This window comes from Haloflavibacter putidus, from assembly GCF_006546625.1.
Lineage (GTDB): Bacteria > Bacteroidota > Bacteroidia > Flavobacteriales > Flavobacteriaceae > Mesonia > Mesonia putida.
On sequence record NZ_VIAR01000009.1, the window covers coordinates 109,609 to 120,292 of the forward strand.

Below are 10,684 nucleotides of genomic sequence, written 5' to 3' on the forward strand. Positions count from 1 at the left end.
AGATGGAAAAAATTATAGAACTCGACCAAGAACTTTTTTTATATTTAAATAATCTCGGCACCGAAACCTGGGACTGGTTTTGGCTTTTTATTACCCACAAATTTGCCGCAATTCCGCTATACGCGTTTTTGCTGTATTTGCTAATAAAAAATTATAAATGGCAAGCCGTGGTAATTACTTTAGTGCTAATTGCCGGCTTGATAACCTGCACAGATCAGCTGGCCAACTTATCCAAAGATTATTTTGCCAGACCCAGGCCGTGTAACGAAGATTTTATTGCCCAAGGCAGGTTTTTTATGTCTTATTGTGGCAGTAACGGGTTTTATTCGGCGCACGCTGCCAGCTCTATGGCTGTAGCGCTTTTTCTTGGTAGTATTTTAAAAAAATGGTATAAATATGCGCTTCCTGGGTTGGTATTTTGGGCTTTGGTAGTTGGCTATAGCCGAATTTACTTAGGCAAACACTATCCTGGCGATGTTTTGGCGGGAATAGTTGTGGGCATTATATTTGGCTGGTTGTTTTATAAATTGCAACAATTTTTGGTGCGCAAATATGCTACTTAATCTATTTTCTTTATTAAATAAAAATCACGAACAAGACGTAATTTGTAGCCTGACTTTTCCGGGTTAACGTAGTTTAAATCGTAACGGGCGCGTTCTACAATTTTATATTTCCCTTCAATTTTTTCTAAAAAATCCTTGTTTTTAGGATGAACTAACACGCCAAATTTCTCTTTTTTAGGAAAGACATCTTCTCTGAGATGTATCTGTAGAATAGGTTTCCCAAATTCCCAAATTAACTCTGGCGTGGCCCCGCCGTACTCATAAACTGTAAAATTGTTGTCTTGGGCGCTGGTTTGAAGTTCTGCTATGTTTTTAAACTTCGGGTTATCTAAAAAACAATTGATAAGTGGCAAGCCTATCACTATAATCACACAAATAAAAGCTATACTCAAATAAAAAACTTTGCTGTACTCTTGGCGATTTAAATAAAAAAACTTTGCTATCCCAATTCCAAATAACAAAACAGAAGTGGCAATATAATATCCCCAAAAGCCTTCCAAATCTAATAAAAAATAGCCCAGAAAAGGAAAAGCTATTCCTATCAATGCAATTAGGCCGTTGTTAAAGTACACAATTGCTTTTTCTTTTAAAGGCATGCTGGAAAACTTTCGGAATAAGTAGTCTATATAAAACCCGGTATTAAAAGCCATTGGTATAAGAACGGGCAGTAAATACCTAGACTTTTTTTCGGGAATAATAGAAAGCAAAACCACCGATAAAATCGTCCATAAAAAGGAAAAAAGATAGGCTTTTTTATTACTTACTCTATGTTTTAAATAAGGATATAAGAGACCAACAAAGGTAGGAATGGTCCAAATACCACTTTGGGTAAAAAAGCTCCAATAGTAATAAAATGGCCGAATGTTATAACTACCCCAACGCGAAGTTTCTTGGCTCGTAATCTCTATAAAAGCCACCGGATCGGCCAATCGAACGTAAACAAACCACCAAGCGCTAATTACAATGGAAAGCAGTATAAATAAGATAAATGCCTTGCTCTTTTTTTTAAAATTCTTGTATTTGTAAACAATTCCATAAGCGAGTAAAAAAGGCAATAAGAGGGCGTAGAGCGAAACCGGCCCTTTACTCATAAACGAAAACCCGAAAAATAAAGCTGCTAAAATCGCATTTTCATATAGCTGTTTCGATCTACTAAAAAAGTTCCATAAATAATTAATTGAAACCAGCATAAATGCGTGGGTGAAAATGTCCCACTGGCCATTTCTGCCAGAAAAAATAATATAGAAAGAGGTTGCCAGCACCAAACTGCTTAAAAAACTTTGCTTAAATGAAATTTTAAATTTAGGTAAAAATTTGTAAAAGCAAATAAGCAATAAAATGCTGCTCAAGGCGGCAGGCAAACGCATGGCAAACAGATTTTTAATGCCAAATAAATATGCACTAATAGCAGTAAGCCAAGTTGGTAAGGGGGGTTTTTCATAACGCGGTAAATTATTCATAGTGGTCAATAGCCAACTATTTTGGTTAAGCATTTCCCGCGCAGTGATAAAGTTTCGTGCTTCCATAATATTAACATAGATAGCTTCTAAGTTAAATAGGAAAACTAGGACACACACTCCTAGTAAAATAAAGAAGTAGTAGTTTTTGTCAGGAATTGATTTTTGCATGGTTTTTTTTGCTTAGCATAATGTTTCGAATGTAAATAAAACTGCCAGTAATATGGCCAATAAATAAAACCGGATCTTGACGAATGATGGCGTATAGTAAAATTAGCAAGGCGCCAATTAAACTCAACACCCAAAAACCAAGTGGCAATACAGATTGGTTTAGTTTTTCGGAATAAATCCATTGGTAAAAAAATCGGAAATTAAATACGATTTGAGATACAGAACCCAAAACCAGTAACCAAAACGGAATTGCTTCGTTATAAAAAAGTTGGTTAAGATCGTAGGCATTGTTGTTATAAGAATAAATAACAATCAATACCGGAAAAAAGTATAGAAACAATTGTAGAACTTTTGGTGCTTTTTGCCATTCGCCTTGCAACTGTAAATTGCGTATATAAATAAAATATGTAATAGCTTGCCCAAGCATTATAGAAAAATCATCGCGTAAGTATCCATAAACAAACAATAAAAAGGAAGCAATTATACTAAGTTTCCAAAACAACGATGGTGTTAAAACTTTTTGATGTTTCTCAGATACAAGCCATTGTAGTAATAATCTTCCCGAAAAAAGAAGTTGAGCAATTAGACCAATACTGTAAATTTGCCAACTACTCATCGCGCTTGTTTACCGTATAATTGATGTATTTTTTCTTCATCCAGATATAGGCAAAACAGTCAATTAAAGGGCCAATAAGGCGGTTGGTAAGATGAAATTTAGGTTTTCCGGCAACTCGCGGATAGTGGCGTACCGGGACTTGTAAAATTTTACCATTTTGCAACATTATCATAGCGGGCAAAAAGCGGTGTAAACCTTTAAACATTGGGATGCGCTTGGCATAATCGGTCTTAATAACTTTTAAAGGGCAACCAGTATCGTCCATGCCGTCTTGGGTAAAAGCCCTTCTAATACCATTGGCTATTTTAGATGACATATTTTTTTTAAAAGAATCTTTTCGGTCTGTTCTAAGTCCGGTAACCAAATCATACGGACCAATTTCTTGTAAAAGTAAATTGAAATCTTCTGGATTGGTTTGTAAATCAGAATCGATGTAACCGGTAAGTGGCGTAGAAGAATAATCGAAACCGGCTTTAATGGCAGCACTTAAACCTTGATTTTTTTTAAAAGCAATAAAATGAAAGGTCTTATTTCTACTGCAAATTTTTTCTACCAAATCTAAACTATTGTCTGTCGAACCGTCATCCACAAATAAAACACAGGTTTTTTTTATCGCGTTTTGCGAGTATAGAGCAAGTTCTTTTTCTACCCGTAGAAGATTTGCTTCTTCGTTAAACAAGGGGACAATGATAGTGAACTCGTATTGCATAAAAGCTATTTAATCTTCGCAAAATTATTAATATTTATAGAAAAAAGTTAAAACCAATTAAAAAATAATATTAACAAATTGTTTTAGGTTGTTTAAGAAGCTCTTAAATCCGTTTTTTTATACTTAATTTACCTGGTATTTTACCAGAATGTTCCTAAACAGGCTTGCGGCGCATAATTTGCTGTTCAATTAGAAAATTAAACAGGTTTAACTAATTTTAGTAACCAATACTTTATTTGCCTAAATCCAATAAATAATCGGCGGCTTCAAAAGGTGTGGTTTGGCTCTTTTCTATGGCTTGTAACTGTTCTTTTAAAGCCGTCTTTATTTTAGGTTGGGAATAAAAATCACTTTTTAATTGCTCATTGATGGTTTGTAGCAGCCAAAATTTGTTTTGTTCTTTTCTGTTGTTCTGAAAATGATCGTTTTTCTGGGTGAGCTCTTGGTATTTCTGTATCATTTTCCAAATAGGCTCGATGCCGGTTTGCTCTAATGCGCTACACAAGCGTACTTTTGGTTGCCATTCACTTTCGCGGGCAGGATAGAGGCTTAAAGCTTTTTTAAACTCGGCTTTTGCGCGGCGCGCGGGAGGTTTATTTTCGCCATCTGCTTTGTTGATTACAATAGCATCTGCCATTTCCATAATGCCACGTTTTATGCCTTGCAGCTCATCGCCTGCACCGGCTAATTTCAATAACAAAAAGAAATCTGTCATACTATGTACCACCGTTTCACTTTGTCCTACGCCTACGGTTTCTATTAAAATAGTATCAAAACCCGCTGCCTCGCATAAAATAATAGATTCGCGCGTTTTTTTGGCCACGCCACCTAAAGATTCTCCAGAAGCTGTTGGACGTATAAATGCATTTTCTTGTTTTACCAAATTTTCCATTCGGGTTTTATCTCCCAAAATACTTCCTTTAGATATAGAACTGGTAGGATCTACCGCTAAAACCGCTACTTTTTTACCTTCTTGCAGTAAATAATTTCCAAAAGCTTCTATAAATGTACTTTTACCTACGCCGGGAACGCCGGTTATACCAATTCTAATAGATTTATTGGCGTGCGGCAAACAGCCTTCTATAAGCGTTTTTACCAAACTGCGATGTTTTACCTGCTCACTTTCTATAAGTGTAATACCTTGACTCAGCGCAGTTTTATTACCGCTAAGAATATCGTTTACCAGTTTCTTTCCGGACATCTTTTTCTTTCGTAAAGCTTTTATACGAGCAGCGCTTTTGGCACTTACGCCAGAAGCTGGCAGTTTCCCGGAACTATCGCGGAGAGCAGAATTTTTAGGAGTTTTAGACGATTTCAAAGTATAGCTTATTTAGGACAAATTTATGAATTCATTTTTGAAAAAGCCCGCTATACTTGTTATATTCCAACATCAATAGAAAATTTAAAACGCAATTTATGAAAACGTATTACACCGAGAAAGTTACTGCTAAAGGCGGTAGAGTTGGTTCTTTAAAAAGTGATGATAATAAAATAGACATGCAACTTAGCGTGCCAAAAGAAATGAATGGCGACGGCGGTTCTGGAACTAACCCAGAGCAACTTTTTGCCGGTGCTTATTCTGCTTGTTACGGAAGTGCTTTACAAGCTATTGCCGAAAAAAATAAAGTAGATTTGGGAGACTTTCAGGTTTCTGCTTCGGTAAGCATTGGTAAAACAGATGAAGGCGATTTCCAGCTTTCGGTAATTTTAGATTCTTATTTGCCCGGGGTAGATGATCTTGAAACAGGCGAAGAATTGGTAAATAAAGCCCACGAAATCTGTCCGTTTTCTCGCGCTACAAGAGATAATATAGATGTTACGCTTAACTTATTGTTAGACGAGTAAGTTTAAGGTACTTTTGGAATGCCATAAAAAGCAATAGTCTTACTATTTTAGGGTTTTGATTTCTTGCCCGCGCTCAAAATGAATTTCAAGTGCAATTAAAACGAGCTTTAAAATAGTTTGGAGACTGTTGCTTTTTTATTTTTCTGCTTCCGTAAACGGGATTTTAATCAAAGTGTTACTCCAGGCCAAATGCATATAGTTTAGATTATGTCCTTCCGTAAAGTAAATACTAAACTGCTCTACAGTTTCTTTGGGTTGTAAAACCGGTAATTCTAGAGTTAATGCATCAAATTCTGCGTCTCGCGCGGCTTTTTCTGTAGAGAGTTCTATTCCCCAAGCGTACATTTTTTTATTAAAAATAACTTTCCAGCTTTCCTTATCGGGAATGGTCCATAACGTATATTTTCCCGCTTTAAGCAAAGAACCATCTACCATAATATTTCTATTGGTTTCAAAAGTAGTAGCTTCGTTAGCACCGGTTCGCCAAACTTCTTCATAAGGAACCAATTTCCCAAAAATCTCTCGTCCTTTTTTATATGGTCGGTTATAAAAAACTTCTACTAATAGATTCTCGTTCCGATAGGTAACAGTATCTTCCGGACTGTAAGTTTTGGTGTCTGATTTCCAGATGTTATAGGCCAACATTCCACCTAAAATAAGAACTACCAAAATTATAAAAGTGTACTTTATTTTCTTGTGCATGATAGAGAACGATTAAAATTTTAAAAATAATTAATAAATTTTGCAACACCAGTAAGTTTAGAACGTCTTTATAATAAACCACCAATCAAAATGCATTTTGGTACAAGCAGAACTCCTTAAAAAGTGTAAAAATAACAATCGTAAAGCACAATTAATCTTGTATAAGAAATATTGTGACGCGATGTACTATGTAGCATTAAAGTTTTTAAAAAACTCGCATGATGCAGAAGAAGCTATGCAAGAAGCTTTTATTAAAGCTTTTGAAAAGTTGCACCAATTTAATGGCGAAGTAACTTTTGGAGCCTGGCTTAAGCGTATTGTAATCAATAAAAGCATAGATATGCTAAAAGCGCGCAAGCTACATTTTACTACTATAAATGAGCAAGTGCTAGAAAGTGTAGAGAAAGACAACCAATGGGAAATAGAAGAGGGCATAAGCGTTGATGAGGTAAAACAAGAAATAGAAAACCTAAATGACAATTATAAATATCCGCTTTTATTATTTCTGTTAGAAGGTTACGATCACCAGGAAATTGCAGAAATTTTGGGCATTAGTCCGGTTTCATCCAGAACACTGGTACATCGTGGAAAGAAAAAATTACAAGAAAAATTAAAAAATAAATATTATGGCACAGGATCTTAGAAAAATGTTTGCTGAAAGCTATAGAGACGAAAAACAAAATCCGCCGAAAGGCCACGAAGCAAGGTTTAAAGCGCTTTTAGAAGAAAAACTACCCCAAGAAGAAAAAAGCACCAATTGGGTAACCTGGTTAAAAGTCGCTGCAATAGTGGTAGTTATTTTATCTATTGGAGCATTAGGTTTTACTAATTTTAGCGGAATGCAAACCACCAATACACAAGTGGTAAATACAGAACAAAAAGCCAAGCCAAAGCAAGAAAGCCCGGTTTTTTTAAGCGATATCTCTCCTGAGTTTAAAAAGATAGAAAATTACTACTTGGCAGGAATACATACCGAGTTATCCCGACTGGAAATCACGGGAGAAAACAAAGCTTTAATAGACAGTTTTATGGAGCAATTGGCAAATCTGGACGCAGATTACCAAGAGCTAAACCAAGAAATAAACCAGAACGGTGTTACCGAAGAAGCGGTAAATGCCATGATAAACAATTTAAAATTACGTTTGGACCTGCTAATGCAATTAAAAGAAAAACTCAAAAGCATTAAAAAAGCCAACTTAGAAGAAACACAAGCCGTTAATATTTAAGAAGTCATGAAAGTTATAAAAATAATATTTAGTGTGTTGCTACTTTTTTTCTGTATGGAAATGCAAGCGCAAAACACCTATACTAAACAAACCGAAGAATATGCAGTTAGCGAAAACGTATCCGTAAACCTAAACTTAAGGCATACGCAACTGGAAGTAGAAACCTGGAATCGAGATGAAGTACAATTAGAAGCATATTTAAGCGCCAAAGATATTTCTGAAGCTACCTTAAAAGAGATGGCTAAAAATTGGAAATTAGAAGTTTTAGGAAACAGCAATACGATTAAAATTCTTTCTAAAGTTAGTATAGCACCACCCTTACCACAGTTTGCTTCTTCTAAAAATCAGACTACTGCGGTAGATTTGCGAAGCTTAAATACAGATTTTATCGCGCCAATGTTAGAAGATTTAAAACCTATGCTAGAGAATTTGCCAAGTATAGATTTACCTTCGGACTATATGGAGAATTTAAGTGTTTTGAGATTTGATTACGATGCATTTAAAAAAGAAGGGCAGGCTTATTTGCAAAATTATGAGGAACAAATAAAAAAGAGTTTTGGAAAAGATTTTGAAGAAGCTATGCAAGAATGGACTAAAAATCTGGAAGCAAGGGCAGAAATTCAAGCCAAAAGATTTCAAGAACGTATAGAAGCAAATCAAGAGCGCATGCAAAGTATAAAACAACGCCAAGAAAATCACGCAGCACGTTGGGAGGCTTTTGCAGAACGTATGGAAGAAATGGCCGGAAGAATGCGTAAAGATAATGGCGGTAACTATTCCAAAACCGTTACTACCGGCCCAAATGGCTCTAAGTCTGTACAAATAATATACTCTAACAGCCCTGCTAATACCAAAAAAGAGAACGGGGTAGATTATGTTTTACGTTTAAAAATACCAAAAGATGTGCAACTACTTTTAAATTCCCGTTACGGAAAAGTAAACTTGTCGGATGCTGTTAGTAACTTAAAAGCCCAAATAAGCTATTCTAATTTTACCGCCGAAGAATTAAATGGAGAAAATACCGAGTTACGAATTGCTTATTCGCCTGTAAAGATAAAGCATTGGGAGTATGGAAAGCTGTGGGTAGATTATGTGAAAGATGCATCTATTCAAAATGTAAAAAGCATTCAGTTACAAGCTAAAGGAAGTAATTTTTTTATAGAAAAATTAGAAGAAACCGGTTTGATACAAGGGTCTTTCGGGAGTTTTAAAATAGGCGAAATTGCTAAAGATTTTAAACAATTGCATATTGAACTTGCAAGTAGTGATGCCGTTGTAAAGCTTCCGGAAACGGCTTTTAATTTTAATTATAACGGAAAGCAAAGTGCTATTTCCTACCCTAAAAACCTTAATCCGCAGGTAACGGATAATTACGGAACCAAAGTAATTAATGGCTTTAAAAATAGTAGGAACACCGATAAAAATGTGCAAATAATTGCAAAATATAGTAATGTTAGTTTTAAGTAGTTTTTAATTTAGTTTTTGAGTTAGTAGTAAAAATGTCTTTCTATATGAAAGGCATTTTTTATTTTTAGAAAAAAAAATATGACAGCTATAGCTTTTAACCAACTTACCAGCGGATTTACGCCTGTTCTTTCTAAAGAACTTTTAGCAGAAGATTATTTGCGTTTAGATTTATCTGCAAACAATAAAGATTTGCAGCAGATAGACATTACCAGTGCAAAGGCTTTTGAGCAATATATAAATAAACTCCTGCAAGAGAAAGGTAAAAAAGTTGCTTTTGGTGGCTACTTAGAAAAACGAACTTTATACCGTCGTAGCAGTTATTTTACCAATACGCAGAAGCTTCGGGAAATTCATCTTGGTGTAGATTTTTGGGCGCCAAGTGGTACTGAAGTTGTAGCGCCTTTAGCCGGAAAAATTATTGGTTTGGCCAATAATGCTAATTTTGGCGATTATGGCCCAACCATTATTTTAGAACACTATATAAACGGCGAGATTTTCTACACGCTTTATGGCCATTTAGATAGGCAATCTTTGCAGAACAATAAAGTAGGAGAGAAAATAGAAGCTGGACAAGCCTTTGCCAAATTAGGAAATGCCGAGGTAAATGGTGATTATGCGCCGCATTTGCATTTTCAAATCATTAAAGATTTAGAAGGCAATACAGCAGATTATCCCGGTGTTTGTGCGCAAAATGAACTAGAATTTTATAAAGAAAACTGCCCCGATCCTAATTTACTTTTCAATATATAGAGGTCGGTAGTGACGTAACTTTAAGAGGGAAGGGCGAAAATTTTGAACGTTTCAAATGGTTACCGGAAGAAACTTATATATGTTTGTCAAATCGAGCGAAGTCGAGATTTTTTCTAATAAAATTGATTAACTTTAATTCTACTTAAGTTTTTTCAATGAAAAAATTTGCAAATCGATAGGATTCTTGCACTTTAAAAAGCTTTGTTCATTTTCTTTGCTCGTCCAAAGAAAACGAACCAAAAGAAAAAGAACTAAAAAACTAAAACCTTTATATCGATTTCACGTTTGTAAGGTCGAACTCAGGTTTAAAGCAAGGTGTTATACTGTAAAATCTCTCAACCATTTGCTATTATGGGCGTGTCATTCGTTTTAATTAATTTAATCGAACACGAGTAAAAGCAAATATTCTTTAGTCCTTTCGCCCTCAAACTGACAATTTTAATTTAATAATAAAATCAGTATATATAGGTATTTATATACTGATTTTTATAAGGATAAATAACAATTTTCTACATTTCCTTTACGGAAAAAACAAGCTATTCCTTTTTCGGATTTTTTCTAAGAATCCATGCCATCACGGCAGAAGTAACAATACCCATAGCCAAACTCCCAAAGACAGCTTGCAGTAAATAAAAATTAATACTAAAGAAACTTTCGGCGGTTGCTTGCTTCATCTTTTTATGTTCCACGCTAAATTCAATGGCATTTTGAAAATAATCAGGGCTAATAAAATAAACCGTTAAATAGGTAACCAAAGGCGATAAAACCGCTACAATTACCGAAACGATAGAGCCGGACAACATACCTTGTTGCCACGTCATCACGCCTTTATAATACTCGTCTCTTTTTTGTTTGATAGCCAAATAGAAAATAATTAGGTAAGGAATGGCTATCAAATTGGTATAAATTGCGTGGTGTTCTATATACTTATCGTGTAAACCCACGCTTTTTTCCATTGCCATCCAAAACAAGGTAAAAGCACTAAAAATAAGTGCCCATTTAAATTCTATTCTAAAGTTTTTCATAAATATTAGCCTTTTGTAAGCTTCCCCTAATTAGAACTGTTCATTTTTCTAAAACTTCGATAAAGTTATTATTTTTTATTCTTCTGGGGCTAGCCCCAGAAGAATATTTTTTTGCATATGCTACCGGGGACATTTTTTCTAGTGCGTCGTGAG

12 protein-coding genes are annotated in these 10,684 nt (G+C 35.0%); 6 read left to right on the forward strand and 6 right to left on the reverse strand.

Annotation, left to right across the window (positions count from 1 at the left end; genetic code table 11):
- The first annotated feature begins 2 nt into the window (after positions 1-2).
- Positions 3-563, forward strand: coding sequence for a phosphatase PAP2 family protein (locus FKR84_RS09820; RefSeq protein WP_141422135.1), 561 nt, complete (start codon positions 3-5; stop codon positions 561-563).
- Here FKR84_RS09820 and FKR84_RS09825 read toward each other — a convergent pair.
- The 4 genes from FKR84_RS09825 to meaB form a co-directional block, all read right to left on the reverse strand.
- Positions 560-2,089: an ArnT family glycosyltransferase gene (locus tag FKR84_RS09825; protein WP_141422136.1), complete on the reverse strand. Its 1,530-nt coding sequence runs from the start codon at positions 2,087-2,089 to the stop codon at positions 560-562. The two genes, FKR84_RS09820 and FKR84_RS09825, sit on opposite strands and share 4 nt — an antisense overlap.
- Before the next feature lie 82 nt (positions 2,090-2,171).
- The gene (locus tag FKR84_RS09830; RefSeq protein ID WP_141422137.1) at positions 2,172-2,807 is read right to left on the reverse strand and encodes a lipid-A-disaccharide synthase N-terminal domain-containing protein; all 636 of its coding nucleotides are present in this window, start codon (positions 2,805-2,807) and stop codon (positions 2,172-2,174) included.
- On the reverse strand, positions 2,800-3,516 hold the full coding sequence (locus FKR84_RS09835; RefSeq protein WP_141422138.1) for a glycosyltransferase family 2 protein: 717 nt from the start codon (positions 3,514-3,516) through the stop codon (positions 2,800-2,802). The genes FKR84_RS09830 and FKR84_RS09835 overlap by 8 nt, the downstream gene beginning before the upstream one ends.
- Positions 3,517-3,748: 232 nt before the next feature.
- Entirely contained in the window at positions 3,749-4,834 is a 1,086-nt protein-coding gene (gene meaB / locus FKR84_RS09840) for a methylmalonyl Co-A mutase-associated GTPase MeaB (RefSeq protein ID WP_394348481.1), read from the reverse strand.
- A 98-nt stretch (positions 4,835-4,932) separates the two neighbouring features.
- On the opposite strand from meaB, the gene FKR84_RS09845 reads away from it, so the two are divergent.
- A complete protein-coding gene (locus tag FKR84_RS09845) occupies positions 4,933-5,361 on the forward strand; it encodes an organic hydroperoxide resistance protein (protein WP_141422139.1) in 429 nt (142 codons plus the stop codon).
- 135 nt (positions 5,362-5,496) lie between these two features.
- Here the strand turns inward: FKR84_RS09845 and FKR84_RS09850 are convergent, their stop codons facing one another.
- Positions 5,497-6,063 (reverse strand): DUF2911 domain-containing protein, encoded by a 567-nt coding sequence (locus tag FKR84_RS09850; RefSeq protein WP_141422140.1) that lies wholly within the window; start codon positions 6,061-6,063, stop codon positions 5,497-5,499.
- 97 nt (positions 6,064-6,160) lie between these two features.
- Between FKR84_RS09850 and FKR84_RS09855 the strand changes: the two genes are divergently transcribed.
- From FKR84_RS09855 to FKR84_RS09870, 4 genes are all read left to right on the forward strand, one after another.
- Positions 6,161-6,706, forward strand: a complete 546-nt coding sequence (locus FKR84_RS09855) for an RNA polymerase sigma factor (RefSeq protein WP_141422141.1) — start codon at positions 6,161-6,163, stop codon at positions 6,704-6,706.
- Entirely contained in the window at positions 6,690-7,289 is a 600-nt protein-coding gene (locus FKR84_RS09860; RefSeq protein WP_141422142.1) for a hypothetical protein, read from the forward strand. Before FKR84_RS09855 ends, FKR84_RS09860 begins: the two co-directional genes overlap by 17 nt.
- Positions 7,290-7,295: 6 nt before the next feature.
- A complete protein-coding gene (locus FKR84_RS09865; protein ID WP_141422143.1) occupies positions 7,296-8,756 on the forward strand; it encodes a hypothetical protein in 1,461 nt (486 codons plus the stop codon).
- A gap of 78 nt (positions 8,757-8,834) precedes the next feature.
- Positions 8,835-9,506: a peptidoglycan DD-metalloendopeptidase family protein gene (locus tag FKR84_RS09870; RefSeq protein ID WP_141422144.1), complete on the forward strand. Its 672-nt coding sequence runs from the start codon at positions 8,835-8,837 to the stop codon at positions 9,504-9,506.
- A gap of 536 nt (positions 9,507-10,042) precedes the next feature.
- Here FKR84_RS09870 and FKR84_RS09875 read toward each other — a convergent pair.
- Positions 10,043-10,531 (reverse strand): DUF4199 domain-containing protein, encoded by a 489-nt coding sequence (locus FKR84_RS09875; RefSeq protein WP_141422145.1) that lies wholly within the window; start codon positions 10,529-10,531, stop codon positions 10,043-10,045.
- Between the last annotated feature and the right edge of the window lie 153 nt (positions 10,532-10,684).

What these genes read in the sequence shown, in the direction of transcription:
- FKR84_RS09820 (WP_141422135.1), top strand. Translation starts at nt 3, where the DNA reads ATGGAAAAAATTATAGAACTCGACCAAGAACTTTTTTTATATTTAAAT.
- FKR84_RS09825 (WP_141422136.1), bottom strand. Translation starts at nt 2,089, where the DNA reads ATGGAAGCACGAAACTTTATCACTGCGCGGGAAATGCTTAACCAAAAT.
- FKR84_RS09830 (WP_141422137.1), bottom strand. Translation starts at nt 2,807, where the DNA reads ATGAGTAGTTGGCAAATTTACAGTATTGGTCTAATTGCTCAACTTCTT.
- FKR84_RS09835 (WP_141422138.1), bottom strand. Translation starts at nt 3,516, where the DNA reads ATGCAATACGAGTTCACTATCATTGTCCCCTTGTTTAACGAAGAAGCA.
- FKR84_RS09845 (WP_141422139.1), top strand. Translation starts at nt 4,933, where the DNA reads ATGAAAACGTATTACACCGAGAAAGTTACTGCTAAAGGCGGTAGAGTT.
- FKR84_RS09850 (WP_141422140.1), bottom strand. Translation starts at nt 6,063, where the DNA reads ATGCACAAGAAAATAAAGTACACTTTTATAATTTTGGTAGTTCTTATT.
- FKR84_RS09860 (WP_141422142.1), top strand. Translation starts at nt 6,690, where the DNA reads ATGGCACAGGATCTTAGAAAAATGTTTGCTGAAAGCTATAGAGACGAA.
- FKR84_RS09865 (WP_141422143.1), top strand. Translation starts at nt 7,296, where the DNA reads ATGAAAGTTATAAAAATAATATTTAGTGTGTTGCTACTTTTTTTCTGT.
- FKR84_RS09870 (WP_141422144.1), top strand. Translation starts at nt 8,835, where the DNA reads ATGACAGCTATAGCTTTTAACCAACTTACCAGCGGATTTACGCCTGTT.
- FKR84_RS09875 (WP_141422145.1), bottom strand. Translation starts at nt 10,531, where the DNA reads ATGAAAAACTTTAGAATAGAATTTAAATGGGCACTTATTTTTAGTGCT.